General features: G+C 51.6%; 27 protein-coding genes and 1 tRNA gene. 22 read left to right on the plus strand and 6 right to left on the minus strand.

What is annotated here, in order from left to right; genetic code table 11:
• Positions 1 to 12 precede the first annotated feature (12 nt).
• The gene (locus K7G70_RS05450) at positions 13 to 960 is read left to right on the plus strand and encodes a DUF523 and DUF1722 domain-containing protein (RefSeq protein ID WP_223787598.1); all 948 of its coding nucleotides are present in this window, start codon (positions 13 to 15) and stop codon (positions 958 to 960) included.
• A 130-nt stretch (positions 961 to 1,090) separates the two neighbouring features.
• Positions 1,091 to 2,107: a GGDEF domain-containing protein gene (locus K7G70_RS05455; protein ID WP_223787599.1), complete on the plus strand. Its 1,017-nt coding sequence runs from the start codon at positions 1,091 to 1,093 to the stop codon at positions 2,105 to 2,107.
• Positions 2,108 to 2,111: 4 nt separating this feature from the next.
• Here the strand turns inward: K7G70_RS05455 and K7G70_RS05460 are convergent, their stop codons facing one another.
• Positions 2,112 to 2,690 (minus strand): chalcone isomerase family protein, encoded by a 579-nt coding sequence (locus K7G70_RS05460; RefSeq protein ID WP_223787600.1) that lies wholly within the window; start codon positions 2,688 to 2,690, stop codon positions 2,112 to 2,114.
• 8 nt (positions 2,691 to 2,698) lie between these two features.
• Positions 2,699 to 3,253, minus strand: a complete 555-nt coding sequence (locus K7G70_RS05465) for a nuclear transport factor 2 family protein (protein WP_223787601.1) — start codon at positions 3,251 to 3,253, stop codon at positions 2,699 to 2,701.
• Positions 3,254 to 3,396: 143 nt separating this feature from the next.
• On the opposite strand from K7G70_RS05465, the gene K7G70_RS05470 reads away from it, so the two are divergent.
• From K7G70_RS05470 to K7G70_RS05510, 9 genes are read left to right on the plus strand one after another with little or no spacing between them, the layout of a single operon-like run.
• Entirely contained in the window at positions 3,397 to 4,317 is a 921-nt protein-coding gene (locus K7G70_RS05470) for an acyl-CoA desaturase (RefSeq protein ID WP_223787602.1), read from the plus strand.
• On the plus strand, positions 4,314 to 5,552 hold the full coding sequence (locus tag K7G70_RS05475) for an NAD(P)/FAD-dependent oxidoreductase (RefSeq protein ID WP_223787603.1): 1,239 nt from the start codon (positions 4,314 to 4,316) through the stop codon (positions 5,550 to 5,552). Before K7G70_RS05470 ends, K7G70_RS05475 begins: the two co-directional genes overlap by 4 nt.
• Positions 5,553 to 5,554: 2 nt before the next feature.
• Complete coding sequence (locus K7G70_RS05480) at positions 5,555 to 6,382, plus strand: DUF1365 domain-containing protein (RefSeq protein WP_223787604.1); 828 nt, start codon at positions 5,555 to 5,557, stop codon at positions 6,380 to 6,382.
• A gap of 5 nt (positions 6,383 to 6,387) precedes the next feature.
• Positions 6,388 to 7,650: an SAM-dependent methyltransferase gene (locus K7G70_RS05485; RefSeq protein ID WP_223787605.1), complete on the plus strand. Its 1,263-nt coding sequence runs from the start codon at positions 6,388 to 6,390 to the stop codon at positions 7,648 to 7,650.
• 17 nt (positions 7,651 to 7,667) lie between these two features.
• Complete coding sequence (locus K7G70_RS05490; protein ID WP_223787606.1) at positions 7,668 to 8,174, plus strand: DUF2878 domain-containing protein; 507 nt, start codon at positions 7,668 to 7,670, stop codon at positions 8,172 to 8,174.
• Positions 8,161 to 8,940, plus strand: coding sequence for a DUF1295 domain-containing protein (locus K7G70_RS05495; protein ID WP_223787607.1), 780 nt, complete (start codon positions 8,161 to 8,163; stop codon positions 8,938 to 8,940). Before K7G70_RS05490 ends, K7G70_RS05495 begins: the two co-directional genes overlap by 14 nt.
• Positions 8,933 to 9,964 carry an SAM-dependent methyltransferase gene (locus K7G70_RS05500; protein WP_223787608.1) on the plus strand — a complete coding sequence of 344 codons (1,032 nt, stop codon included), beginning with the start codon at positions 8,933 to 8,935 and terminating at the stop codon, positions 9,962 to 9,964. Before K7G70_RS05495 ends, K7G70_RS05500 begins: the two co-directional genes overlap by 8 nt.
• Positions 9,961 to 11,316: a sensor histidine kinase gene (locus K7G70_RS05505; RefSeq protein WP_223787609.1), complete on the plus strand. Its 1,356-nt coding sequence runs from the start codon at positions 9,961 to 9,963 to the stop codon at positions 11,314 to 11,316. Before K7G70_RS05500 ends, K7G70_RS05505 begins: the two co-directional genes overlap by 4 nt.
• A complete protein-coding gene (locus tag K7G70_RS05510) occupies positions 11,313 to 12,008 on the plus strand; it encodes a response regulator transcription factor (RefSeq protein ID WP_223787610.1) in 696 nt (231 codons plus the stop codon). Before K7G70_RS05505 ends, K7G70_RS05510 begins: the two co-directional genes overlap by 4 nt.
• A gap of 15 nt (positions 12,009 to 12,023) precedes the next feature.
• Here the strand turns inward: K7G70_RS05510 and yjgA are convergent, their stop codons facing one another.
• Positions 12,024 to 12,560, minus strand: a complete 537-nt coding sequence (yjgA, locus tag K7G70_RS05515; RefSeq protein WP_223787611.1) for a ribosome biogenesis factor YjgA — start codon at positions 12,558 to 12,560, stop codon at positions 12,024 to 12,026.
• 175 nt (positions 12,561 to 12,735) lie between these two features.
• Here yjgA and pmbA point away from each other — a divergent pair, with 175 nt between their 5' ends.
• The 6 genes from pmbA to K7G70_RS05545 are packed head-to-tail and all read left to right on the plus strand — an operon-like array spanning position 12,736 to position 18,258.
• Positions 12,736 to 14,052: a metalloprotease PmbA gene (pmbA, locus tag K7G70_RS05520; protein WP_223787612.1), complete on the plus strand. Its 1,317-nt coding sequence runs from the start codon at positions 12,736 to 12,738 to the stop codon at positions 14,050 to 14,052.
• 11 nt (positions 14,053 to 14,063) lie between these two features.
• Positions 14,064 to 15,407, plus strand: coding sequence for a MurL-like N-terminal domain-containing (locus K7G70_RS05525; protein ID WP_223787613.1), 1,344 nt, complete (start codon positions 14,064 to 14,066; stop codon positions 15,405 to 15,407).
• Positions 15,397 to 16,704, plus strand: a complete 1,308-nt coding sequence (murD, locus tag K7G70_RS05530; protein WP_223787614.1) for a UDP-N-acetylmuramoyl-L-alanine--D-glutamate ligase — start codon at positions 15,397 to 15,399, stop codon at positions 16,702 to 16,704. The genes K7G70_RS05525 and murD overlap by 11 nt, the downstream gene beginning before the upstream one ends.
• Positions 16,701 to 17,537, plus strand: coding sequence for a tetratricopeptide repeat protein (locus tag K7G70_RS05535; RefSeq protein WP_223787615.1), 837 nt, complete (start codon positions 16,701 to 16,703; stop codon positions 17,535 to 17,537). The genes murD and K7G70_RS05535 overlap by 4 nt, the downstream gene beginning before the upstream one ends.
• 35 nt (positions 17,538 to 17,572) lie before the next feature.
• On the plus strand, positions 17,573 to 17,896 hold the full coding sequence (locus K7G70_RS05540) for a DUF2288 domain-containing protein (RefSeq protein WP_223787616.1): 324 nt from the start codon (positions 17,573 to 17,575) through the stop codon (positions 17,894 to 17,896).
• Between the two features lie 8 nt (positions 17,897 to 17,904).
• Positions 17,905 to 18,258 carry a Z-ring associated ZapG family protein gene (locus K7G70_RS05545; protein WP_223787617.1) on the plus strand — a complete coding sequence of 118 codons (354 nt, stop codon included), beginning with the start codon at positions 17,905 to 17,907 and terminating at the stop codon, positions 18,256 to 18,258.
• A gap of 42 nt (positions 18,259 to 18,300) precedes the next feature.
• Here K7G70_RS05545 and K7G70_RS05550 read toward each other — a convergent pair whose 3' ends face one another.
• Complete coding sequence (locus tag K7G70_RS05550) at positions 18,301 to 18,555, minus strand: ComEA family DNA-binding protein (protein ID WP_348525070.1); 255 nt, start codon at positions 18,553 to 18,555, stop codon at positions 18,301 to 18,303.
• 226 nt (positions 18,556 to 18,781) lie between these two features.
• Between K7G70_RS05550 and K7G70_RS05555 the strand changes: the two genes are divergently transcribed.
• The 5 genes from K7G70_RS05555 to K7G70_RS05575 all read left to right on the plus strand — a co-directional run bounded on the left by K7G70_RS05555 (position 18,782) and on the right by K7G70_RS05575 (position 24,194).
• Entirely contained in the window at positions 18,782 to 20,629 is a 1,848-nt protein-coding gene (locus K7G70_RS05555; RefSeq protein WP_223787618.1) for a hypothetical protein, read from the plus strand.
• On the plus strand, positions 20,626 to 21,204 hold the full coding sequence (locus tag K7G70_RS05560; RefSeq protein WP_223787619.1) for a hypothetical protein: 579 nt from the start codon (positions 20,626 to 20,628) through the stop codon (positions 21,202 to 21,204). Before K7G70_RS05555 ends, K7G70_RS05560 begins: the two co-directional genes overlap by 4 nt.
• A gap of 2 nt (positions 21,205 to 21,206) precedes the next feature.
• Positions 21,207 to 22,661: an Ig-like domain-containing protein gene (locus K7G70_RS05565; RefSeq protein ID WP_223787620.1), complete on the plus strand. Its 1,455-nt coding sequence runs from the start codon at positions 21,207 to 21,209 to the stop codon at positions 22,659 to 22,661.
• An 88-nt stretch (positions 22,662 to 22,749) separates the two neighbouring features.
• A complete protein-coding gene (locus K7G70_RS05570; RefSeq protein WP_223787621.1) occupies positions 22,750 to 23,577 on the plus strand; it encodes a helix-turn-helix domain-containing protein in 828 nt (275 codons plus the stop codon).
• Between the two features lie 86 nt (positions 23,578 to 23,663).
• The gene (locus tag K7G70_RS05575) at positions 23,664 to 24,194 is read left to right on the plus strand and encodes a DUF5655 domain-containing protein (RefSeq protein WP_223787622.1); all 531 of its coding nucleotides are present in this window, start codon (positions 23,664 to 23,666) and stop codon (positions 24,192 to 24,194) included.
• Positions 24,195 to 24,233: 39 nt separating this feature from the next.
• Here K7G70_RS05575 and K7G70_RS05580 read toward each other — a convergent pair whose 3' ends face one another.
• Together K7G70_RS05580 and K7G70_RS05585 are read right to left on the minus strand one after the other, a co-directional pair.
• Positions 24,234 to 25,379 carry a GGDEF domain-containing protein gene (locus K7G70_RS05580; protein ID WP_223787623.1) on the minus strand — a complete coding sequence of 382 codons (1,146 nt, stop codon included), beginning with the start codon at positions 25,377 to 25,379 and terminating at the stop codon, positions 24,234 to 24,236.
• A 167-nt stretch (positions 25,380 to 25,546) separates the two neighbouring features.
• A tRNA-Val gene (locus K7G70_RS05585) sits at positions 25,547 to 25,621 on the minus strand.
• Positions 25,622 to 25,709 lie beyond the last annotated feature (88 nt).

A 25,709-nucleotide genomic window follows, 5' to 3' on the forward strand; every position in this document is an offset into this window, starting at 1 on the left:
TTGGAACCCGCGATGAAAAAAATCAAAGTTGGCATCAGTGCCTGTTTGTTGGGGCAAGCCGTGCGCTTCAACGGCTCTCACAAGAATTCACCGTTCTGCAGTCAAGTGCTGGCTGAATGGTTCGAATTCGTGCCCATTTGTCCAGAAGTGGAAATAGGCATGGGCATCCCCCGCGAGCCAATTCGTTTGGTCAATGAGAAAGGCCAGATCCGGGTCAAGAATGTCACCGACCACAGCCGCGATTACACCGACCAACTGCGGGCTTTGGCCGATCAAAAGGCCCCGGAATTGACCGACTTGTGTGGTTACATATTCATGCAAAAGTCGCCCAGTTGTGGGGTGTTCCGGGTCAAAGTTTACAATGAAAATGGCATGCCCGAAACCAACCCAGCGATGGGTGCCTTTGCCCACCAGTTGCAACAACATCGGCCCTTGTTGCCGATGGAAGAGGCTGGCCGCTTGAACGACATTCGCTTGCGTGAAAACTTCATCATTCGGGTGTTTGCCAACCACGATTGGCAACAAAACGTGGCGGCTGATCCACAGCCCAAAAACCTGGTGGCTTTCCACACCCGCTACAAGTTTTTGTTGCAAGCCCATTCCGAAGTTCACTACCGCCAACTGGGCCAACTGGTGGCCGAAGCCGGGGTTCGGCCCATGGACGAAGTGATGGCTGAATATTTTGGCTTATTCACCGCCTGTTTGACCCATGTGGCCAAGATCAACAACCACGTGAATGTGCTGTTGCACATGCTGGGTTTTTTGAAATCCAAGCTGCCCAGTGAAGTTAAAATGTCCATCATCAAGTTGATTGAGCGCTACAAAGAGCAAAAGATACACTTGATTGTGCCGATCACCATGCTCAAGCACTATGTCGAAATCTACCAAATCGAATACCTGCTGAACCAAAAGTACTTGTCACCTTATCCGTATGAACTGGGCTTGCGCAACAGCCTGTAAACCCAGTCTTTAAACCCAGCAGCTCAACCCAGTCTTGGAATTGGGTGTGTTGCTGGCAATCCATTCACAGGTCAATGGCAATTGTGCCGCATTTCCGATATCATGAAACAGGTGTTGTGAGGAGTGTGTTTTGACCCGAGCTTTGGATAAACACAAAAAGACTGTTTTGCTGGTGTTTTTGTTGATCACCGTGGTAGCCGCGGTGGTGTTCGCTGTGGTGAATTACCAACGGGGGCAGGTGGCCCTGGCTGTGACCGAGCTGTTGGTGGCCATGATCTCGCTGGTGCTGTTGGTGTTGTTGCTCCGGCTCAAACAGGTGGCCAATGCCCGGGTCGTGGCCTTGCTGTTCATTTTGATGTTTTTTTCGGTCATGATGTTTGCATTTTCACTGGAGAAATCATCCCCCACCGTATTTGTTTGGGCCCTGGTCATCCCCATGGTTTCTTACTTGTTACTGGGAGTGAAAAGCGGCTTCATCCTCACCGCCTTGTTTTATTCGGTCTCTTTTGGGTTGTATTACCAACGTTTTCATGGACAACCCATCATCAATGAACAGGTGGCCTATGCCAATGTGTTTTTCAGCGCTTTATTGTTTTGGATCTTGTCCCATACCTACGAATTGACCAACCAAAAAAGCAAAGACAAACTCAGAAAGCAGGCCGTCTATGACCACCTCACAGGCTTGTACAACCGCACCTTGTTGAAGCGGTCGTTTGAAGAACATTTGTCTGCTGCGATGGATGATCACCTGGCGCTGAGTCTGGTGTTGTTTGACTTGGATCATTTCAAACAGATCAATGACCGCCATGGGCATGCGGTGGGCGATGAGGTGTTGCGGCGCTTTGCGGCGGTGTTGCGCAACATGGCGGGTGCTGACGCTCCCATCTTTCGCATCGGTGGTGAAGAATTTGTGGTGTTCATGGTCACCGATGACCTGGCTGACGCCATCGGTTTGGCCGAAACAGTGCGCCAAGCCACTGCCGACATTACCGTGGCGCAGATGGGTTTTGAATCCATCACCGTCAGTAGTGGTGTGGCCCTGACCCGCGATCCGGCAGAAACCATCGAAGGCTTGTTGCGACAGGCCGATCAGCGCATGTATCGGGCCAAGGACCTGGGCCGCAACCGGGTGGTTCACGAAGTTTGATCGATCAACAAGTCATGCGGCTTTGTGAGCAATCACTGAACGCCGATTTCAAGCGATCAATCACCGGCTCCTGACCAAACCAAATGTTGAAATATTGTTGGCTGAATGGTGCATTGTTGGCCACCGCCAGCAACTGGTCGTTTTTGAATAATTTGAGTTGGTCGCCGGCGGAATGGACCAAATCAAAATATTCGCCGTCTGCAATGTCGGTGTAGCCGCTGTTGAATTCATTCAGCACCGCGGTCAATTGTTGCTTTTCTGCCTCTGAAGGCAGATTTTTCAAAAAGTATTCGGCCGCACTCTGTTTGAAAAAATCGGCTTTGACGTTTTTGAAGTAGTGAAATCGCACGATTTTATTGCTGGCTTGCAAAATCGGTGGGGACTCAGCGCAACTGGGTGCGTACCAACCAATTTCAGCCACTTTGATGACCAAACCATAGCGCAAGGTGAAACTGTTGCACTGCTCATAGACGCTGTCGTTGTGTTCAATTTGACCCGGTAAATATTTGGCCGCATGACCGGTGGTGGTCAACAACAAGCCACAGATCAAAGCCCAGGTGGGGATGGAGGAAAAATCATTCATGGCACAACTCACAGCATGGTTTTGACTTTTTTAACAAATCGACCCAGAAAAGGCAAATGTTCATAGAACGCCTCGGATGAGTCCCAAAAGTCTTGGTGAAACACCACCTGACCGGCTTCATTGAAACGCAATTGGGTCATGCCAATCGAACGGGAATGCACGTCCCGGCCTTGGATGGTGACCCTGATGTCCATCACCCAACGCACAAAATAGTCATGGTTGGCATGAATCACATCGAGGATTTCGACGGTGGTGCTTTCCACATTGTTGGCTGATTCGGACATGTAATGCACCAGATCATCGATGTTGTGGATGATTTTAAAGGTGTCATTGAAATAAATGTCATCGGCATAAACGGCGCGGATGTTTTGCTCGGTGGCACCCTGTTTAAAATCGGTGAAGATGGTGCCAAAAATGTATTCCACATCTTGTTCGGTGGTGGCCGGGGTGTTGGCCAGGTGTGACAGATACTGATCGACCGTGCGGTTGGGTTTGAGTTCAGGCGCACGACTGCAAGCATACATGACACACAACAGCAAGATGACTGCAATCAAGGATCTCATGGGACCTCTGTGTTTATCAATTAAGGCCGCATGTTAGCAGTGGCCATGTGGATAAATTGTGAACCAAAATGTCAGGGTCAAGGGTTCACAGTTTCTTCACCGACCCCTTTCTATCATGGGCCCATCTGTTAACCACAAGACCCATGAAAAAAACGATCACCAAATGGTTCGACAACACCCAAAGTCAGGTTGAGCAACTGACCAATCCCGATGCCATTGACCTCACTCGAATCATTCCTTTCATCGCCATCCACCTGGCTTGTTTGTTCGTCATGGTGGTTGGGGTTTCGTGGGTGGCTGTGCTGGTATGCGTGTTGTCCTATGGATTGCGCATGTTTGCCATCACCGCTTTTTACCACCGCTATTTTTCGCACAAGTCATTCAAAACTTCACGTTGGATGCAGGCCCTGTTTGCCGCTTTGGGGGCCACAGCCACCCAACGTGGGCCCATTTGGTGGGCCGCCCACCACCGCCATCACCACATCCACGCCGACTCAAACGCCGACACCCATTCACCCAAGGATGGGTTTTGGCACAGTCATTTGAAGTGGTTTTTGATGAAGAAAAACTTCGCCACCAAGTCCGAATACGTGCGCGATTTGGAGCAGTATCCGGAACTCAAATTCATCGATCGGTTTGATATCTTGTTTCCCATCATTTACGCTTTCTTGTTGTTTGCTTTGGGCGCGGCCTTACAAACGTGGCAGCCCCAATTGGGCACCTCCGGCTGGCAAATGGTCATTTGGGGCTACTTCATCTCCACGGTGTTGTTGTCACACATCACTTATTGCATCAATTCTTTGGCCCATGTTTTTGGTTCCCGCGAATACGCCACCAAGGACGACAGCAAAAACAATTTCTGGTTGGCCATTTTGACCCTGGGTGAAGGTTGGCACAACAACCACCACTGTTGCCCTGGATCGGTCAAGCAAGGATTTAAGTGGTGGCAAATTGATGTCAGTTATTATGCCTTATACCTGATGGACAAGGTTGGCTTGATTTGGGATTTGAAATACCCCAATCAAGAATTGTTGAACAAAAAACTGATCAGGCACAAACCATGAAAGTGGCCATCATCGGTGCGGGAATCAGTGGTCTGATGGTGGCAGACCAACTCAATGATTGGGCCCAATACACGCTGTTTGAAGCGGCCGATTACCTCGGTGGACATGCCAACACCCATGCCATCGAGGTCGACGGCCAGACCATTCAAGTGGACACCGGGTTCATTGTGTTCAATGAAGACGTGTATCGGCATTTCAATGCCATGTTGGAAAAATATGGGGTGGAATCCATCCCCTCTGACATGAGTTTTGCGGTGTCCAACAGGGTCACTGGTTTGGAATACAACGCCACCAACCTGCGCAGTTTGTTTTGTCAGAAAGCCAATTTGTTCAAGCCCAAGTTTTATCGCATGTTGTTGGACATCAAACGATTTTATGGGGCCGCAGAAGCCATCATGGCTTCAGGGACCGACGTCGGCATCATGGCGTACTTGCAAGACAATGGCTACAGTGACTATTTCATCGAAGAACACATCATTCCCATGGTCAGTGCCTTGTGGTCGGGCGATTTCGCCACGGTGCATGATTATCCCTTGGTGTTCATGCTGCAGTTCATGAAAAACCACCAAATGTTGCAGCTCAATAACCGGCCTGAATGGCGCACCATCAAACATGGCTCCCAGGCTTATGTCCAAGCCATGGCCGATCACATGACCGGTGAGGTGCGCTTGCATACCCCGGTTTTGGGCGTCAAACGGGAGACGAATCAAGTGTTGGTCACCACTGAGCAGGGCACTGAAGTGTTTGATCAGGTGGTGTTCGCCACCCACACCGACACCACCTTGCGCCTGTTGCAAGACCCCACCGCCGCCGAACAATCGGCGTTGGCTGGCATTCCTTATGTGGAAAACCAGATGGCCTTGCACACCGATGCCAGTTTGTTGCCACGCAACCGCCAGGCCTGGGCCAGCTGGAGTGTCAACAAACACGCCGCCAACAATCCGGTCTGCACCGTGAATTACTACATGAATTTGTTGCAGTCCTTACCTTGTGACACGCCAGTGATCGTCTCATTGAACCAAAACGAATACATTGATCCGGATCAATTGTTGCTGACCAAAACCTATCACCACCCGATTTACACCCGCCAAACCTTGCAGTCGCAACAACAAATTCAAGCCTTGCAAGGCCAAAACAACACCCACTATTGTGGTGCCTATCTGGGTTGGGGCTTTCATGAAGACGGCGCCAGAAGTGGGGTTGAGGTGAGTCAAATGTTGAGGCAGTCAGCGTGAACATGAGTGAACAAATGATCGCTGAATTGAGCCGCATGCGCCCTGGATTCGCCCATGGCCACGTGATACACAACCGCAAAACACCCCGCCGGCACCGTTTCAAGTACCACATGTGTTGGTGCTTGTTTGATTTGGATCAATTGTCTGAATGGATGACGAAGTCCAGGTTATGGCGTCACAACCGTTGGGCCTTGTTCAGTCTACATGACCGCGATTACATCAACCCTGAGTCACGCCCCATCAAAGAAAAATTACAACAATTCCTGGCGCAGAAAACTGGTGCCGCATTCAATGGGCAGGTGTGGCTGTTCACCCACCCACGATTTTTGGGCTATGGTTTCAATTCGGTGAATTTTTATTTCTGTTATGAACAACAGCGGTTGACCCACATTGTCTCCGAAATCACCAACACCCCGTGGGGTGAAAAACACCTGTATTGGCACGATTGCCGGCCGCACGATGCCTTGAGTGAAACCCACGAGTTCTGTTTTGCCAAACAATTCCACATTTCACCATTCATGGCCATGGACATGCATTACCGGTGGCGCTTTACAGTCAGTCCAGAGCGGATCGGCATCACCATGGCGGTGGATAAAAATGACGTGAATGTGATGAACGTTGTTTTAGACACGAAAATCACACCCCTCATGGAGAATAACATCAACAGCCAGCCGCTCATGAAGTGGTTCCAGCCCTGGAAGATGTCGCTGGGAATTTATTGGCAGGCTGCCAAATTGTGGTTCAAAAAAACCCCGTTTTATGACCACCCTGATAACCACAAGCCAGCCATGAAATCTGGCCAAGACAAGCAACAACACAACCGGAGATGAACCCCATGAACAGCACTGAAACACTCGTCCGCAAGACCGAATCCAAACCCGGTGTGATCAATCGGTTCATCAAAAAACAAGTGTTGCGGCAATTGGATCGCATCCAACAAGCTTGTTTGACCATATCCGATCAGCAGGGCAGTGTTGAATATGGCGATCCGAATGCCGATTTGCGGGCTGAGCTGCGGTTATACAACGACCGTTTTTACAACGAAGTGGCATTCCAAGGCAGCATTGGGGCGGCTGAATCATACATTGCCGGGGACTGGGATTGTGATGATTTGACCGCTTTGATCCGCATCTTCGTGCGCAACCGCGATTTGCTGGATGACCTGGAAGGGGGCAGCGCCCGCTTCAAAAATGCGCTGTTGAAAGTCGGACACTTTTTCAACAAAAACACGCTCAAGGGCAGCAAAAAGAACATCGCCGGCCATTATGATTTGGGTAACGATTTGTTCAAAGAATTCTTGGATTCCCGCATGATGTATTCATCAGCGATTTATCAAACACCCACAGACACTTTGGAAGAGGCCAGTGAGCGTAAGCTGAAAACCATCTGTGAGAAACTGGACTTACAAGCCGATGATCACGTGATTGAAATCGGTACCGGGTGGGGCGGTTTCGCCATTTATGCGGCAGAAAATTACGGATGTCGTATCACCACCACCACCATTTCTGAAGAACAGCATGATTACGCCCAGGCCTTGATTCGTGAAAAGGGTCTGGAGTCGCAGATCACCCTGCTAAAGCAAGACTATCGCTTGCTGACCGGCACTTATGACAAATTGGTCTCGATCGAAATGATTGAAGCGGTCGGCCATCACTACCTGCCCACCTACTTGCGCAAATGCGATGAGTTACTTAAGCCAGAAGGCATGGCCTTGATCCAAGCCATCACCATCGAAGACCACCGCTATGAAATGGCTTTGAAATCGGTCGATTTCATCAAAAAATACATTTTCCCAGGCAGCTTCATCCCTTCGGTGGGCGCCATTGCCGCGGCCAATGCCAACAGCACCACCATGAAGTTGGTTAACTTGGAAGATTTTGGTGAAAGTTATGCCCACACCCTGCGTGACTGGCATGCCAAATTCAATGACAACATTGAAGCGATTGAACGGGCCGGTTACGGGCTGGATTTCCAACGCATGTGGCGCTTTTATTTCTGTTATTGCGAAGGCGGCTTCATCGAACGGGCGATCAGTGACGTGCACCTGTTGTTTGCCAAAGCCAACAACCGCAGGCCTGCCCTGCTGGCAGTTCAGTGATGGTTTTGCTGAACGTCATGTTGCTGAACATGCTGTGGTTTGCCACCATTTTGGGGGTAGCCAATGGCATGCTGTGGCCTTCTGCTGTGATGTTGTTGCTGCTGTTGACAGTGCTGTTTATTTATCAGGGCATCAGCAAACTGGATCTTAAAATCATGGCTTTCAGTGTGCTTTGCGGCTTGTTGTTTGATGGTTTTCTGGCCCACCAAGGCACCCTGACTTACCCAATGACCCTGCACCAATTTTCATTCTTGCCACCGATGTGGATCCTGTTCTTGTGGGTGGGCTTTGCGGCCACCGCGCGGGTTGGGCTGCAATGGCTGTTGCAAAACCCTCTGATTGGCGGCACCTTCATGCTGATCGGCGCTCCTTTGAGCTACTATTCGGCGGCCAAATTGGGCGCCGTGGTGATCAACGACTTCTGGCACGCCATGACTTTTGTCGGTTTGACCTGGTTGTTGTATTTTGCGGTTTTGGTGTGGTTCACCCAGGCCAAAGAGGCTCGTGACAATGCCGTGGCTTGATCACCCCATTGTGTGGGCCGCTGGGGCTTGTGTGCTGTTGCAATTGCTGGCCTGGCTGCGCCAACGGCAAACCAGCAATGCCGACTCGGTGGACATTGCCTGGACCCTGGGCATCATTGTATGTGCGGTGATCTACTTGTTCACGGTGCCGTCTCCTGATTGGAACATGATCCTGGTGTTCGTGTTCCCAGTGATCTGGTACAGCCGTTTGTTGTTGCACCTGATAGACCGTTATGACGTGGCACATGAAGACAGCCGCTATCAACACCTCAGGGCCCATTGGTCACAAGGCACCCAAGCCAAGTTCTTGGCCTTTTTCATGTTCCAAGCCGGCTTGTCGGTGTTGTTTTCACTGACTGCTTATTGGGTCTTGGTGGCCGCCGAATTGAATGCCGTCAAAGTGGTCACAGCCGCGGTCATTGGTTTGCTGGCCTTGCTGGGGGTGACGGTGGCCGATAAACAATTGCTGCGCTTTAAGCGCAACCACGATTCCAGTGAAGTGTGCAATGTGGGGTTGTGGCGTTATTCGCGGCACCCCAATTACTTTTTTGAATGGTTACACTGGTTTGTCTATCCCATTTTGTTGTGGGGCAACCCATATTTTGAGTGGTCCTTATTGGTGGTGGCCATCATGCTGTTGTTTTTGTTGAAGCTGACCGGCATCCCTTATTCAGAACAGCGGGCCTTGGAAAAACGGGGTGATGCCTACCGCAGCTACATGAAACAAACCAGCCCATTCATACCCTGGAGAACAAACCATGATTAAAACCCTGATTCAATGGATCGAACGAGGTCATTTACCCGATTTTGTGGTGCGTGCCGGGATCCGTAAATTGCTCAAACAAAGGCTGCGCGAGGAGCACGCCGATGACGTCGAAGCCAGTGACCAAAAATACCATGAGTTTTTGACTGAAATCAAGCAGTCGGCCTTGGCCATTGACACCGACAAGGCCAATGAACAGCATTATGAAGTGGACGCCGAATTTTACCGTTATGCCTTGGGTGCCCGCAAAAAGTACTCCGCTTGTTATTACCACGGCAATGAATCGCTGGATCAAGCCGAAGAAAACATGTTGGCCTTGTACGTGGAACGGGGCCAATTCATCGATGGCCAAGAAATTCTTGAGTTGGGTTGCGGCTGGGGCTCCATCACCTTGTATTTGGCCGAACAATTCCCCGGATCCAAAATCACTGGGGTGTCCAACTCCAACTCACAGCGGCGTCACATCATGGCCCAAGCCCAGGCCCGGGGCTTGAACAACGTCAACATCATCACTTGTGACATCAACGAGCTGGAACTGCACCAACAATTCGATCGCGTCATTTCGATTGAAATGTTTGAACATGTGCGCAATTACCAAAACCTGTTCAACAACATCGCCAGTTGGCTCAAAGACGATGGCAAAATGTTCGTGCATGTATTCGCCCACCGCTATTTGATGTATCCGTTCATCGCCGAGGGTGATGACAACTGGATGGCCAAGTATTTTTTCAGTGGCGGTCAAATGCCCGCGGTTGACACCTTTTATCATTTCCAACAACAGCTTAAAATAGAACGCAGATGGCTTAATTCTGGTGTGCATTATGAAAAAACCGCCAACCACTGGCTGCAAAACATGGACCAAAACAAGGCCCAAATCATGCCGGTGATGGAAAAAGTCTATGGTGAAGATGCCAAGCTGTGGTTTCAACGCTGGCGCATCTTTTTCATGTCTTGCGCCGAATTGTTCGGTCATGACGGCGGCAACCAATGGCTGGTGGCCCATTATCTGTTCAGCAAACAAGCATGACCCTGCAGATCAGTAAAGTTCGATCACCCAAGCCTGCCAAAGGCAGTGTGATCAGCCGCCTGAACAAGGTCTTTGTCTTTCAAATCATATTCATCAGCATCGCCACTGTCGGTGGCGTCATCGGCGCGGCCAAAGTGGTCGAAGACGTGTTGATCAAAGAGGCTTTGATTGGCGAGGCAGAATTCTTTTGGGCCCACAAAGAGAAATATGTGGAGTTCCCTTTGCCCAAAACCATGAACTTGACTGGTTATTTGGTGTATGACGATGATTATTCCATGGTGCCTGAAGCCTTGCAAGGCATCACTGAGCAATACCAGCGCATTGAATTGAATGACAAAAATCCCATTGCCTATGTCACCGAACAACAAGGTGCCAAACTGTATTTGATCTTTGAAGAGGCACAGGTATCGAAACTGGCTTTGTATTTCGGCATCACGCCGTTGATCATCGTGCTGTTGATTGTTTATTTGCCGGCCTTCATTTCTTATGTGTTTTCCAAGCGTGCCTTTTCACCGGTGTTGCAGTTGGTCAACCGCTTAGAAAGCACCAATGTGTCACGCGCTGGACTGCATGATTTGCAATTCGATGACATCAAAGTCGTGGGCAACCATGACGTCAACACATTGATTGACGCTTTTGAAGATTTTTCTGCCCGCATCACCGAGTTGATCAACCGCGAGCGTAATTTTTCCCGCTATGCCTCGCATGAATTGCGCACCCCGCTGACGGTGTTGCGTGGCTCCATGTCTTTGTTGAAGCGGCAGGAGTTGACCGAGAAGGGACAACAATTGGTCAACCGCATGCAGCCCATGATTGAAGACATGCAGGCCTTGATCGAGGCATTGTTGATGTTGTCACGCGACGAAGTGATTGCCATCAGCGAAGAACCGGTGATGATCAACGACCTCTTGAAAAGCACGGTGGCTGACACCATTCGATTGTTTGACCCGCGTGAAATACAACTCAACTGGCAACCCAAACATCTGATTCAGGCCTACCTGCCAGAACAGTTGTTCAGCATAGTGATCGGTAATTTGGTTCGCAACGCCTGTATATACTCACAGGACCCGGCCTCGATCACGGTCCAAATTGATGGTCCTCAGATCATCATCGAAGACAACGGCAAAGGCATGAGTGCGGCCGAACTGGCCCGCATCATGGAACCTTTTTACCGCGCCGATGAACACGGCGAAGAAAAAGGTTTTGGACTGGGCCTGTCCATTGTTGATATGATTTGCAGGCAATGTCAATGGGACATCGCCTTTGAAAGTGAAGAAGGGCATTGGACCCGGGCCATCCTGACTTTGCCCGAAGTGGACATATTGGCATCAACCCAAAAGGCAACAACATGACAAACAGAAGCACCAACATACTCCTGGTCGAAGACCACACGGCGCTGGCACAGACCATAGCCGATCATCTGGAACTGGCCGGATTCACCATCGACTTTGCCGCCGATGGCATCACCGGCCTGCATTTGGCAGTGACCAACCCCTATGACGCCATTGTGCTGGACGTCATGCTGCCGGGTATTGACGGTTTTGAAATTTGCGACAAAATCCGCAAAGAAGCCAAATCCGATGTGCCGATCATCATGCTCACCGCGCGTGATCAAATTGGCGACAAAATCAAAGGTTTTGACACCGGTGCTGATGACTACCTGGCCAAACCATTCAATCCCGATGAGTTGATTGCCCGTTTACAAGCCATGATCCGCCGCCACCGCGGTGAATTTGACAGCAAGGCCATGAAAGTGGGGGACCTGGTGTTTGATTTGGGCACCATGGAAGTGACCCGAGACAAACAAAAACTCAAAGTGTCGCCAACCGGCTTGCAGATCCTTAAAATTCTGATGAAAAAGTCTCCCGAGGTGGTGACCAAAGATCAATTGGCTCAACAGCTGTGGGGCGATTTGATTCCGGACTCAGATGTGTTGCGCAGTCACCTGTATATTTTGCGCAAAACCATCGACAAACCGTTTGACCAACAACTGCTGCACACCATTCCTGGGGTGGGCTTGAAGATTTCAGATTCGGCTGATTGAGTCTGTGATACTGACTCAAATCAGGGTCTGCGGGTTGGGTAATTCCTGTTGTTGATCCAGTTTTCTGAGGGCTTGGAATAGTTTCTTGCGCAACTCGGCTAGTTCGGGTTTGCGCCGATGGTTTCTCAAAGTCTGACGCAAGGCATTGATCACATCATGCCCATGGTCGGTGTACAGGTGGTCAAACAAGGCTTTTTCATGCTCGGCAAACAGTTCAATCCAGGCGTTGATCACGGCATCACGCACCTGATAATGCCCTTCACTTTGTTCCAGTTGGGCCAAGGTCTCTTGGATTTTGATGGGGTCGGCTTTGAGCAACAATTTACCCATATATTGAAAATGCCGTTTTCTGGCAATGTGGCTGGTGATGCGCTTGGCTTCGGCCATGGCCTGCAAAAACACCTCAGGTAAGTCCAATTGGGCCACTTTTTTCGGCGGCATCTCGCAAATGGCCTTGGCCAGGTCCTTCAGCTCATGCACCATTTGTTTGCGCTTGGTTTTGCTGATGACGGCTTCGCTGTCAGCCTGGTCTGAAAGGTGGTCTTTGGTCATGTCTGAGGTGGTGGCAACAAAGCCCACATCATACCAAAACGCGTGACGCTTGTAGACGATTTCCTGTGGCCTGCGGCATTCTGGCTCTGGCGGTGTGGTTTGCTGGTTTCTAAAGGCGGCCATTTCCTGTAAACTGTCAGCCTTCAGAACAACCCCGTCAAGGCACAACAAACCCATGTCACAAACACTCGCAGAACAAATTCTTGACCAACTCAAACAACAAGGTGCCACCGCCGCGGAAGTGGTTTATTCCGAAGGCGCTGGTGTTTCCGTCAGTTGCCGCAATGGAGAGGTCGACACCATTGAAAACAACCACGATAAATCGGTGGTGGTCACCGCTTATAAATACCAAGCCAAAGGCTCTGCATCAACCGCAGTGGTCGATGCCGACAGCATCGCCCTGACCATCGAAAAAGCCTTGGCCATTGCCTCCCTGACCGAGGCCGATCCGGCCGCAGGTTTGGCAGATGCCGAGTTGTTTTGTCGTGATTTCAAGGACTTACAGACCAACCACCCTACCACTTTGGCGGCCGATGACTTGGTGGGAATGGCCTTGGAAGCGAACCAAGGAGCGGTTGATCACGCGCGCCAGGCCGGTATTGAGATCAGTGTAGATGAAGCCAATTTGCAGTTGGGCTCGGGTCACAGCCTGTATGCCAACAGTGCGGGATTCATGGGTGAAAAAAGCGGCACCAATGCCTCAGCCAGTGTGGTCGCCATCGCCGCACAAGATGGGGTGATGGAGCGTGAATACTGGTGGGATGCGGTGCGTGATGCCCAGCAATTGATGCCGATGTCACAACTGGGTGAGGTGGCCGCTGAACGCACCTTGTCTCGCTTGGGATCGCGTAAGGTCAAATCCACCAAAGCACCGGTGTTGTTCGATCCGTCCTGTGCCAAATCGCTGTTGGGCCATGCCTTGAGTGCGATCAGCGGCAGTGCCTTGTATCAGGAAGCCAGCTTCTTGAAAGATGATTTGCATCAAGCGGTGTTTCCTGAGTGGTTCAGTTTGTATGAAGACCCGTTTTTACCGGCTGGATTTGCCAGTCGCAATTTTGACAGCAACGGGGTGCAAACCCAACAACGACACCTCATTGATTCGGGTGTGCTGGCGGGCTTTTTGTTGTCGGTGTATTCGGCCAGGCGCCTGGGCTTACAAACCACGGGCAACGCCGGTGGCGCCCATAACTTACAAATTGAGGCCCCCACCGCGACACCTGAACAACTGCTCAAACAAATGGACACCGGCTTGTGGGTAACCTCATTGATGGGACAAGGTGTGAATGCGGTGACCGGCGATTATTCCCGTGGCGCTGCAGGCTTTTGGGTGGAGCGGGGGACCGTACAATACCCGGTCAGTGAGCTGACCATTGCGGCCAACCTGAAGGACATGTATCGCCAACTGTTGGCGGTGGGTGATGATGTGGATCGGCGTTCCAAAATTCAAACCGGTTCCTGGTTGCTTGAGGAAATGACCATAGCGGGTGATTGATGGGACAGCATGTGGCAGCACAATTTGGTGCATCGTTCACCTTCAAAGACTGGCAATTAAACCCGGCATCTGGACAATTGTTGCTGCACTACCACACCCCTGAGTGGGGGGATTTCACCGAGCAGTTGGACTTTCCGGTGGTCCCAGACTCGCGCATCGAGCAACTGGGCGGTGCCCTGACCGTCGCCATTGATTGCCTGTTTTGGATGGCCGGCGTGAGTTATTACAAAACCACCTTGGCTCAGGACATTCGCTTCCAGGGCCGCCGGCCCGATGAAGATCAAGCCCGTTGGCTGACCGACACCTGGCAAGCCGGTTTGGCCGAATTGGCCGTGGCCAATGATCTGCCTTGGCTGGATCACATTCACATCAGCGGTGAGGCTCGAGCGCCAGTTACCCAACCGCCGTTGGCATTGGCGGCCAAAACTTTGGTGGCCATCGGTGGTGGCAAGGACTCGTTGGTGACCATCGAATCGCTGAAACATCTGGGTGAACCTGCCACCGCTTTGCAAGTGGGGCAATCGGCGTTCATCGCCGAGGTGGCCCATCACACCGATTTGCCGTTGTTGGCCATTGGCCGACGGGTGGATGCCAAACTGACCCAGGTCAACACGGCCGGTGCTTTTAATGGGCACGTCCCGGTCACCGCCATCAATGCCTGCATCGGGGTGGTGGCGGCCCTGTTGACCGACTGTGACAGCGTGGTGTTTGCCAATGAGCGCTCCGCCGATGTGGGCAATTTTCAAACCACCGATGGGCGCTGGGTCAATCACCAGTATTCCAAATCGCTGGTCTACGAACGGCAATGGCAACACATCATCAAGCACCACGTGGCGCCTGATTTGCATTGTTTTTCCTTGCTCAGGCCATTCAGTGAACTGGCCATCATCAAAAAGTTTGCCCAGTACCCGGCGTATTTTCCGGTGTTTTCCAGCTGCAACCGCAATTTTCATTTGGCTGGCTCGCAAAACAAAACCCACCATTGGTGTGGTCAATGCCCCAAATGCGCCTTTGTGTTTTTGTGCTTGGCCCCATTTGTCAGCCCACCACAGTTGTTCACCATCTTTCACAAAAACTTATTGGATGACGTCAGTTTGTACCCCCTGTTTGACGCTTTGTTGGGTTTACAGGGCAACAAACCCTTCGAATGCGTCGGCGAGGCCGCCGAGTGTCGCCTGGCCATCGAACTGTTGAGCCAACAACCCGCTTGGCAAGCCCACCCCAGGATCGTACATTGGCAGTCGGTGTTGCCCGCGATGCCGGCCGCACAGCAGACCGCATTGATGCAGCCTGCGACGGACCACATGATTCCCGACAAACGCCAATTTCAACAGGTCATTGGCCATGTTGCTTGAAACCCTGCAACAAGCCCGCGTGGCGGTGTGGGGCCAGGGCGTGGATGGCCGGGCGGTGGTGGACTATTTGCGTTTGCGGTGCCCCGAGTTGACGGTGCATGTGTTGTGTCGTCCTGCCGAAGTGGATGATCGGCAGGACCCGCAGGTGGTGTTTCACACCGAGGCGGTGAGCAACGAATTGTTGGATGGTTTTGATGTGGTGGTCAAATCGCCGGGCATCAGCCCGTATCAAGCGGCGGTGCAAAACACCCGGGCCCAGATCATCAGCAGTGCCGCTTTGTGGTTCAGCAACGAACGGTCTGGGCAGGTGATCGCCATCACCGGCACCAAAGGCAAAAGCACCGCCAGTGCCATGTTGACAGCGGTGCTGCAAGCCTTGGGCCATCGGGTGGTGTTGGCCGGCAATTTTGGGGTGCCCTTGTTGCGTTGTTTGGATGTCCAGGACTTTGTGGTGCTGGAAACCTCCAGTTACCAAGCCCAAGATGGCGCCATCCAGGCCGATGTGGCGGTGTTGCTGAATCTGTACAGCGAACATTTGGATTGGCACGGCAGTGAAACCCAATACCACTGGGACAAATGGCGCTTGTTGCAAGCAGCGAACCGGGTGGTGCTCAATGCCAAAGACCGCAACACCGCCAGCTTGTTGTCCCAACAACCCTTGTCTGGCGAGCTCATATGGTTTGAACAAGTCCATGGGTTTTACGAATTGAATGAGGTCTTGATGTGGCAGGACCAGGCCTTGTTGTCGACTTATGGTTGGCAGCTGAAAGGACGCCACAACTTGCAAAATGCGGCGGCGGTGTGTGCGGTGATGCGGGCGCTGGGTGCCGACATGAAGCCTGTGATCAATGCCATCAAGCGGTTCGAACCCTTGCCCCATCGATTGCAAACCGTGGCGGAAAAGGATGGGGTGACCTACATCAACGACAGCATCTCTTCGACCCCACATGCCACCCATGCCGCGTTGTCTACGGTGAACCCCAGTCGCACGATATTGTTGGTGGGTGGGTATGACCGCGGGGTGGATTGGCATTGGTGGATCGAAGAGGTGGCCAAGCGGCCGCCCAAAATGATCATTTGCAGCGGGCAAAATGGTGAAAAAATTCATCGGTTGATCTTGAAGAAGGGGATACAATCACAATGTATGTATACAGCAGCGCTGAAAAGTGCGGTGGCGGCGGCCCAACAAGCGGCTGAGCCTGGTGACTGCGTGTTGTTGTCGCCCGGAGCCCCGAGCTTTGATGCATTCCAAGACTACCAACAGCGAGGAGACTGTTTCTTACAATGGCTCGAATGATGTGGCTGATCATGATGATGTGCACCGCGGTGACCCAAGCGTCGCAAGAAACCGCTGAGGCCGGTGCTGCCCACAACGAAACCACAGCAGAGATCCCACAGGCTTTGTTGGAACAGGTGGCGGCGGGTCATGCCGAAAGTGCGTTTTTCATTGGTTCGGCTTTTGCCGATGGCACCATGGGCATCGAGCGCAATTTACAGGAAGCCAAACAATGGTTCCTCAAGTCGGCAGAATTGGGCTATGTGCACGGCATGTTTGAGATCGGCAAATTGTTTTATCAGGAACAAGCCTATCCGGATGCCAAACAATGGTTCAGCAAAGCCGCTGAAGCGGGCCATGGAGAAGCCTTCTATCGCTTGTCGATTTACCACATTTATCAAATTGACGGCCAGGCCTTTGATTGTGACAAAGCCTATGAGTTGTTGCGTGAAGCCCAATTGCGGGGTGTCAGGGCAGCCTACAATGACCACGCTTGGATGCTGTCGACCTTGCCTGATAAGACTTGCCGAAATGGCCAAAAAGCCTGGAAAATTTACGCCGATTTACAAAGCCTGTACGGCAACATGGAGCCCATTCCCTGGGCCTATTTGGACACCAAGGCGGCGGTGTTGGCAGAAATCGCTGACTTCAATGAAGCCATTGAGGTGCAGTCTTGGGTGGTGGAAGATTTTTGTGGGATTGAATTTGATGCCGATGAAAACAAATTCAAACAAGCGGTTGATGCCTACACCGAAGCGTTCAGCCAGGCCGATGACGACTTGTGCTTTGGGGCCATCAAACGCCTACAAACTTACGTCAACCGCCAACCGTGGCGAGAGATGCCGGAGTTCTGAGCCCAGCCACCCTGATGCCGATAGAGGACTGATTGATGAATGCAGAAACCAGCCAAGACCCAGCCAACAGCGAATTGACTGTGACCGAGCAGTTGCAACAAGAGATGGCGCCCATCAGTTTTCAGGAGTTGCAGAAATTTTTTGCCCGAGGGGTGATGATTGTGGTTGATCGGTCGCTGGATTTGGTGACGGTGGCGGTGGCCTTGCATGAGGACAATGCCCAACAATTGCAACAGTGGTTGGACATGGGTTTGGTCAATCGGGCACAGGATGAACAGGCGCAGAAATGGGTCGATGAACGCACAGAGTTCATGGCCGTGACGGTGGCACCATGGGTGCTGGTACAGGAAATGAAATGAGGTGAAACATGGGAGAATTGATTAATTTGGTGCTGGCAGGCTTGGTTGGATTGGTGATTGGCGGGGTGTTCATGTACGTGTCCCTGCGCAAAAAAAGCCCGAACCAATCGGTCAAAGCCGTCGAGCAACAACTGCACCAATACCAACAGGACGTGGAAGCGCATTTTGCCAAAACCGCGGATTTGATTGATAACCTGACCCACAGTTATCAAGAGGTGTTTGAGCACCTGTCCGATTCGGCAGAGAACTTGCTGACTGAAGAACAAATCAAAAACCAGCTGCAAAACCGCAAATCCAGGGAAGTCACCATCAAGTACCTGAAGAGTTCAGAACCCACCGAAGACCCAACCGCATCGACTTGATGCGATCGGGCCGGTGTTGAGGCCTTGAGGGGCCATGCCCATTCAGTTCAGCTGAATCTCCTGACGGTTTTGTTCAACCGTTTTCAGGCCAATGCCTTTGACCTCGGTCAACTGTTCAATGGTTTTGAACGGACCGTTGGCCTCGCGGTATTCGACAATGGCGGTGGCCTTGGACAAACCAATGCCTTTCAACTCAGCGGCGATTTTTTCGGCATCAGCGGTGTTGATGTTAACCGCTGCCCACAATGATTGCGCCATAAACAAACTGGCCAAAATCAGGCCTTTAATAATTTTCATGATGTTACTCCTTCTTTATTGATTGATAAAAAGTGACCATCCAGTGACTGCGATGGTTCACTGGTTCCATGTTAGGCACAAATGGGCCCGCAGCCGATGGTCAAAAATTGAGACGCTTGTATGAAATTTGCGGACATTTGTGATTTTTTGTCTTACGGCAGTAGGAATTTCTCCCAAGAGTGCCTATAATCATTGGGTTTTTTGACCGATCACACATAAGGCCCCTATGATCCGCTCATTTCTGCTGTTGTCCCTGTTGTTCCTGTGTCAGCCTGTGCTGGCCGGTAATCCCATTGATTTCACGCCCCATGGTTCACAGCCGGGATTGACCTTTGCTTTGGAAGGTGGTGCCAAATGCCACAGTTGTCATGCCGGTTATTATGGCGATCCCAATTACGACAACGACAAACACTTCATGCCTTACACCACCTGGGCGGGATCCATGAAAGCCCAGGCCACCCGCGATCCCTTGTTTTGGGCAGCCCTGGATGTGGCCAACAACGACATCCCCGGGGTTGGCGATTTTTGTCTGAAATGTCACACCCCCCAAGGGTGGTTCAAAGGCCATGTGGTGAAGCCGGTGAATCAGGGCGATCCGTGGTTGGATGGGGCCAATGGATGTGAATTACAGGGCGATCACGTGGCCCGCAACACCGAAGGCAATGACTACACCGGTGTGACTTGTCATTTTTGTCATCGCATGGATCAACATGGACCCAATGGCGAAGCCCAAATCATCGAAAATGGCAACGTTTGGCTGGATGATGAAGCCTGTGCCGGCGGCTTCGGTCCATGCCGCAAAGGACCCTATGATTACCCCGTCGGAGGGGCCGTTGGTGAACCACCGCATGACTGGGCTTATTCGGATTTCATTCAATCGGCCGAATTCTGTGGCAGTTGCCATGACGTCTCTTCGCCTGAAGTGGATGACAACGGCACCTTGAGATATGCCCAATTGTTTTGGCACAACGGTACCGAGACCGCCCAGCCCATGCCGATTGAACGCACCTACACCGAGTGGCAGCAATCGCTGTATGCCGATTTGATTTTTCGCGATCCCCTGGAACTGGCAGATTACGGTCAGATTCCTGTGTTGCTGAAAGGTGAAACCTGTCAAAGTTGTCACATGCCGCAGACCGACAACATGGCCGCGCGGGCTTGTGTCTTTAATGCCCCGGGTGACCGCGAAAACAATTTGCGCACCCACCAATTCGCTGGTGGCAATACCTGGGTGCCCCAGGTGATCAAAGCGGTGTATGGTGATCAGTTGGAAATGGTCGACCAAGGCATCAAAGAACTGCTGGACTTGACCACCACATACGCCGAGAACATGCTGCAGCTGCACAGTGCTGCGGTTGATGTGGAACTGGTGTCCAATGATGGCACCAATCTGGTGGTGGATGTGAAGGTGACCAACTTAACCGGCCACAAACTGCCCACTGGCTATCCTGAGGGACGCCGCATGTGGATCAATCTGCTGGCCACCGATGATGGGGCCACTGATTTGTTCGAATCGGGGGCTTATGACCCAGTCACTGCGGTGTTGACCGAGGATCCACAAATCAAGGTTTATGAATCCTTACAAGGTCAATGGGACGAAAAAAGCGGCACCTGTGAGGTGGAGGATGAAAGCAACAACAAAATGTTCCACTTCGTGCTCAATGACTGCATTTACAAAGACAACCGCATCCCCCCATTGGGCTTCCGGGGTGGCAACGACATCACCTTGGCACCGGTGGGCATCACGTATCCCAATGCCCCCCAAAACAGCGATTACTTGGTGAACTATGACGTCACGCGCTACACCATTCCAGTCACCGGCGCGCAATTCCCGGTGACCGTGACCGCCACTTTGAAATACCAAACCGCCAGCAAGGAATACATTGATTTTCTGGATGCCGAAGCCACTGCCAACAGCATCCCTTCAGAAAATGTCATGTGTGACCGCAGTTGGACGGTGGGACCGCAGAACCAATCACGCGGGGCCTTTGCCAAACAATTGTGGCAAAACCATGGCCAATCAGCCCCGGTTGATATGGTGATCGATATTCAACAATTTGGAGGCAGCCCATGAAACACCTCATGCTGATTGGTGTGCTGGTGATGGGCACGGCCCACGCCATCAAATATGACACCATTTATGAACAAGACTTGTCCGCCCCAGCCATCAAGATCACCCAAGATGACGCCGGCAACTGGGTTGAAATCACCACCAGCCAGTGGCAGGACACAGTACAATCTGACGAAGGTCAAAAGTCATTCATCTACCAGTTGTCCTTCAATTATGTTGAGAAAACCGGCTATTTACGAACCTACACCACCGACATGGCTTTGGTCAGTGAAGTGAAACACCCGGATGGTGGTGGCATGGCTTCCAGAGAAGAAATCATGCGGTCATTTGAAATTTTCAAGCAACACCCTGACATCATCAAGGTGCTGCAGCAAGAACAAGAACCGATCAAATTGTTCGGTGGCTTTGGCTACGCCGATGACGAGCCCGGTCAGTCTTGTTACCAAGGTCAACGGTGTGTGCACGTGTTTGCCCATACTGAAAGCAAAGCATTGGTGGCACATGCCATCGTGAAGCTGTCGGATCAGAGCGTCCCCTATCCTGATTTCGACGGTTTGTACAACAAAAAAGAGGAATAACAATGAAAAAAATAATCATGATGGCGCTGGTGTTAGGCGCCAGTCTGGTGCATGCCGGTTCGCCGGTGTGTGATCAACCGGGCGAAAATTACGTCGGCTGGCCGACCGCAGACCCCATTTGGGAAATGTGTTACTTGCGGGCGTCGGACAGTTCGGCTGCCCAAGGCTCAAGCCTGGAAGTGAGGAAAATTTACTTCAATGGATTTTTGGCCTTGGAACGCATCCACGTACCGATGTTGTTTGCCTCCTACGAAACCTCCACCTGCTACCGCGATTGGAAAGACACCAACGCCACTTTTTTGCAAGCCGACCAGGTAGAAAACCCCTCCCGCCCGGCGATCACCACCTGTGATGCCTCGACCGAACCCAATGCGGTGGTCAGTGATTGTCCATTCAATGACCCCAATGGCCCCGGTACCATCGGCAGTTCCGGCGACTGCATCACCGGGGTGCAGGTGGAAAAATACGACGACCGCCTGGTGTTGGTCACCAACCATTCGGCCGCCTGGTATAAGTATTCGTCGAAATACATCTTCCATGCCGATGGCCGCATCCAGCCGCGCTTTGGCTACGGCAACAGCACCGGTAACTCGAACAACATCAACCACTGGCACACAGGCTATTGGCGGGTGAATTTTGACATCGACGGTCCCGACAACGATGAAATTTACATCAATGACGGTGCTTCGTCGGTGTTGCAAACAGTCGAGTTTTTTGACTTACGCCACGATGATTCCGGCGGCACGCCCGTGCCCCGCACCGGCTTGTCCTGGACCGTGCAAGACAGCGTCACTGGCCGTGGTTACCGCGTGGTGCCCGAAACCGAAGGCGATCAACAGCTGGGCTTTGTCGATGAATTTGCCTTGACAGTCAACCCCAGTGGCCGCAACTTTCACATGACCGATGTGATGGCCACCCAATATAAACTGATCAATGGCACTTTGCCTGAATATTCGGACACGCCGGGTTCCAATAACCTGGGAAATTGTTCTATGAATCATGAAAATTTGGTGAATGGAGAAGACTTGGCTGGTGAAAATGTGGTGTTCTGGTACCGCACCGCAGTGATGGACCGCGCCGGTCAAGGCATGCTGTGTAAAACCGGTGGCCCAACTTTTTACCCGGTGGGTGACTGGGGCCTGGCGATTGATCCCACGGCGGTTACCGACATCATGCTGGTTGACAAAGACACCGTTGATAATGTGTTGGATGTGTTGGCCAATGACACCGATCCAGATGGCGGTGACATGATCATTGAAGCCGTGACCCAACCCGCCAATGGCACTGTGGTCATTGGCGTGGATGGTGCCAACGTCTTGTACACCCCAGATGCCGCCTACTGCAACAACGGTGACACCACCGATGATTTCACCTACACCTTGAACGGTGGTTCGGTGGCTGATGTGGCCGTGGCGGTGGATTGTTTGGATCTGATCTTTGAAACCAGTTTTGAATGATCACAGCCCGGCACAATGAATCAACAACGGCCCGCTCAATGGGCCGTTGTTGTTTGGACGAAAGGCCACACTCAGACTGCAGCCAGGCATGAAGTTCAGTGTTCACCCGTTGCCCGCCCTGCTGGCACCGTTCATTGAATCGATTTTTCATTATGCCGAGTTCGTACCGGACCACGCGATTGAGCGGGTGGTTCCAACCGGCCACGTGTTTTTGTTGTTTGAATTGGATGGTTTCACCCGGCACACCTACCACCCTGAAGATTTGCAGCCCAATGGCACCTTCACCAAGGCCTGGATCTCCGGTCAACAAAACAACCACCTGACCATCTCGGCCCACCACCAATCCGAAATGTTGGTGGTGCAATTCAAAGTCGATGGCGCCCGGCCTCTTTTTCATCAAGCGATGGCTCAATTCACCGACCGGGTTTTTCCGGCCCAGGAAGTGTTTGGTGCGGCGGTGTTGGATTTGCGCGAGAACTTGCTGTCCTTGTCCACTGCCGAGGACAAAATGACCCTCGTGGCCAATTGGTTAATCGGGCGCGTACAACCCGACTTGGCGGTGCCCGATAAACTGTCACAAGTGATTCAGGCGATGCAGGCCGAACCGATAGCACACCACGCCCAAGTGATCGAACAATACCCGCATTCGCAGAAGCATTTGATCGAACAGTTCAAGCAGTATGTGGGCCTGACGCCGAAATCATTTCATCGCATGTTGCGTTTCAATGACCTCTTGGCCACCATCCAAAACCAACAAAGCATTCAATGGTCTGATGTCTCACACCTGTGTGGCTATGCCGATCAATCGCATTTCATCAAAGAATTCAAGCACTTCTCTGGCTTCAATCCCCAGGCCTTCATTGGCCAAGATTGGCAACACGATGCCGGCAATTTTTTTCCATTGGATCGGGGTTAATTTTATACAATCATTGTTTGGCCCAATGGCCTATGATGTCGTCTACTCAAGTTTTATCATTCAACCATTGATGTGAGGATTACCCCATGGAAGCAGGCATTCTGAAAACCACCGGCAAAGACTTGTCCCATTGGATTCAAGTGGTGCGCTCATCGGGCATCGACCCGCACAAGGCCATCATCGACTTGCTCAAAACCGAACATGGCTTCACCTATGGTTATGCCAATTTTGTCGCCCACAAAGCCCGGGCCTCGGATGCCGCATCGCAGCCCGATGAGGACTTGTTGCAGGGCCAATACGAAGGCAAAGAAAACCTCAGACCGATCTTTGACGTGTTGGCCAAACAGCTCATGGCCTTTGGTGACGACGTCACCCAAACCCCCAAGAAGGCGGCTGTCAGCTTCATCCGCAAGCACCAGTTTGCCTTGGTCAAGCCAGCCACCAAGAGCCGCATTGATTTGGGTTTGAAACTGAAAGGCAAACCCACCGCTGGCCGCTTGGAAGATTCCGGTCCCTTTGGCACCATGTGCACCCACCGCGTGCAGCTGTTTGAAGTGGCGGATGTGGATGATGAGGTGGTGGCTTGGCTCAAAGAAGCCTACGACATGTCGGTGTAAAATCGGCCTGGGCTTGGATGCTGATCGACAGTTCAGTGATCAGGCCATGGACCACTGGTCGCTGTCGGTGCCCACATCCATGAATTGGGATTGTGACGCAATCTGGTAGCCGTTTTTGCCGTTCTTTTTGACTTCGTACATGGCCAGATCGGCGATTTTAATCAAAGTTTTGCTGTCCAGTCCTGCCTGGGCCTGACTGCTGGCCACCCCCATGGACACCCCCAAATTGACCTGCGGATTGCGGCTGGCTATTTGGTCAGCGATCAGCTCAACCTGCTCGATGATTTTCTGACAGACTTCGTGAATGTATGTTTCGCTGGTGTCATACAGCAACAACACGAATTCATCGCCACCCAAACGGGCAGCCACATCCAACGGGCGATTGCTGAATGAGTCCAACACATGGGCCACTTGTATCAAGACCTGATCGCCCCGGTCATGGCCCATGCTGTCGTTGATCTGCTTAAAATGATCCAAGTCAACCAAGATGATGGCCATGGGTTTTTCATCTCGATAAGCGACTTTTTGGGTGTGTGCTGCCTGGTCGAAAAAGTACCGCCGGTTGCACAGTTTGGTTAAATTGTCGGTGTTGGCTTGGATGTCAATTTCTTTGATCAATTTAAGGTTGTTGGCCAAAATGCGGCTACAAACCACATTCATGACCAAACAACAAGCGGCAAAGGCCCCATAAAAAACCGTAATGGACAACACCTCATCGGCGGGCAAACCAGCCGAGCTGTAGGCGTGGTTGGCAAAGCCCACGATCAACACCGAAGCGATCACCGAATACAATAATGGTTGGACCAGGATGATGCCGGCATAGTACAAAATGATCACCAGACCCACTTTGGGAAAATAGCGGGCATGCTCATAGGCCGTGACCAGAATTTCTGCATGGCCAATGCCAATCAGCACAATGCCGGTCGTCATGCCAACATATATCAAATGCTTAGGTCGGTTTTTGCTGCGTTGCCAGAAGGCCAACGCAATCAATGCCATGATGGGGATCAATTGAAAAATCAACCGATGCCACAGGATTTCTTGCAACAATTCGTTGTTGTCACTGAACCGTTGATAATCCAAATAGACAAAGACAAACAAACAGAGCAAACCGAAATACAAGGCCATTTGGCGAATTTGATAGATCTGCTGCAGAAAATATTCTGACTTCAGTTGGGTTTTCATCACACGCTTTAATACACTCTGCAATCAACATAGCATATTTGGCCTCGATTTTCTTATTTTGGCAGGGGTTTCAAGGCGCCACCGCACAGATGGGACTTTTTGGTACATCAGACAGGACTGGTGTGCTGACCTAAGTGGTGATCAGGTGGGTGGTTAAGCTTGGGTGGTGGTGGACACGACTGGGATTGAACCAGTGACCCCTTCGATGTCAACGAAGTGCTCTCCCGCTGAGCTACGCGTCCACAAGTGGCTTGGGTTGCTGGAAAACCAGGCCTGAACAGGCTATGTTTCCAAGGATGCGTATTCTATAAAAGAAATCAGCAGAAGGCA

The organism is Marinicella meishanensis, from assembly GCF_019931145.1.
Lineage (GTDB): Bacteria > Pseudomonadota > Gammaproteobacteria > Xanthomonadales > Marinicellaceae > Marinicella > Marinicella meishanensis.

Bases quoted from the DNA above. Each gene is read 5' to 3' on its own strand.
- K7G70_RS05450 (WP_223787598.1), top strand. From the start codon at position 13: ATGAAAAAAATCAAAGTTGGCATCAGTGCCTGTTTGTTGGGGCAAGCC.
- K7G70_RS05460 (WP_223787600.1), bottom strand. From the start codon at position 2,690: ATGAATGATTTTTCCTCCATCCCCACCTGGGCTTTGATCTGTGGCTTG.
- K7G70_RS05465 (WP_223787601.1), bottom strand. From the start codon at position 3,253: ATGAGATCCTTGATTGCAGTCATCTTGCTGTTGTGTGTCATGTATGCT.
- K7G70_RS05470 (WP_223787602.1), top strand. From the start codon at position 3,397: ATGAAAAAAACGATCACCAAATGGTTCGACAACACCCAAAGTCAGGTT.
- K7G70_RS05475 (WP_223787603.1), top strand. From the start codon at position 4,314: ATGAAAGTGGCCATCATCGGTGCGGGAATCAGTGGTCTGATGGTGGCA.
- K7G70_RS05480 (WP_223787604.1), top strand. From the start codon at position 5,555: ATGAGTGAACAAATGATCGCTGAATTGAGCCGCATGCGCCCTGGATTC.
- K7G70_RS05485 (WP_223787605.1), top strand. From the start codon at position 6,388: ATGAACAGCACTGAAACACTCGTCCGCAAGACCGAATCCAAACCCGGT.
- K7G70_RS05490 (WP_223787606.1), top strand. From the start codon at position 7,668: ATGTTGCTGAACATGCTGTGGTTTGCCACCATTTTGGGGGTAGCCAAT.
- K7G70_RS05495 (WP_223787607.1), top strand. From the start codon at position 8,161: ATGCCGTGGCTTGATCACCCCATTGTGTGGGCCGCTGGGGCTTGTGTG.
- K7G70_RS05500 (WP_223787608.1), top strand. From the start codon at position 8,933: ATGATTAAAACCCTGATTCAATGGATCGAACGAGGTCATTTACCCGAT.
- K7G70_RS05505 (WP_223787609.1), top strand. From the start codon at position 9,961: ATGACCCTGCAGATCAGTAAAGTTCGATCACCCAAGCCTGCCAAAGGC.
- K7G70_RS05510 (WP_223787610.1), top strand. From the start codon at position 11,313: ATGACAAACAGAAGCACCAACATACTCCTGGTCGAAGACCACACGGCG.
- yjgA (WP_223787611.1), bottom strand. From the start codon at position 12,560: ATGACCAAAGACCACCTTTCAGACCAGGCTGACAGCGAAGCCGTCATC.
- pmbA (WP_223787612.1), top strand. From the start codon at position 12,736: ATGTCACAAACACTCGCAGAACAAATTCTTGACCAACTCAAACAACAA.
- murD (WP_223787614.1), top strand. From the start codon at position 15,397: ATGTTGCTTGAAACCCTGCAACAAGCCCGCGTGGCGGTGTGGGGCCAG.
- K7G70_RS05535 (WP_223787615.1), top strand. From the start codon at position 16,701: ATGATGTGGCTGATCATGATGATGTGCACCGCGGTGACCCAAGCGTCG.
- K7G70_RS05540 (WP_223787616.1), top strand. From the start codon at position 17,573: ATGAATGCAGAAACCAGCCAAGACCCAGCCAACAGCGAATTGACTGTG.
- K7G70_RS05545 (WP_223787617.1), top strand. From the start codon at position 17,905: ATGGGAGAATTGATTAATTTGGTGCTGGCAGGCTTGGTTGGATTGGTG.
- K7G70_RS05550 (WP_348525070.1), bottom strand. From the start codon at position 18,555: ATGAAAATTATTAAAGGCCTGATTTTGGCCAGTTTGTTTATGGCGCAA.
- K7G70_RS05555 (WP_223787618.1), top strand. From the start codon at position 18,782: ATGATCCGCTCATTTCTGCTGTTGTCCCTGTTGTTCCTGTGTCAGCCT.
- K7G70_RS05560 (WP_223787619.1), top strand. From the start codon at position 20,626: ATGAAACACCTCATGCTGATTGGTGTGCTGGTGATGGGCACGGCCCAC.
- K7G70_RS05565 (WP_223787620.1), top strand. From the start codon at position 21,207: ATGAAAAAAATAATCATGATGGCGCTGGTGTTAGGCGCCAGTCTGGTG.
- K7G70_RS05570 (WP_223787621.1), top strand. From the start codon at position 22,750: ATGAAGTTCAGTGTTCACCCGTTGCCCGCCCTGCTGGCACCGTTCATT.
- K7G70_RS05575 (WP_223787622.1), top strand. From the start codon at position 23,664: ATGGAAGCAGGCATTCTGAAAACCACCGGCAAAGACTTGTCCCATTGG.
- K7G70_RS05580 (WP_223787623.1), bottom strand. From the start codon at position 25,379: ATGAAAACCCAACTGAAGTCAGAATATTTTCTGCAGCAGATCTATCAA.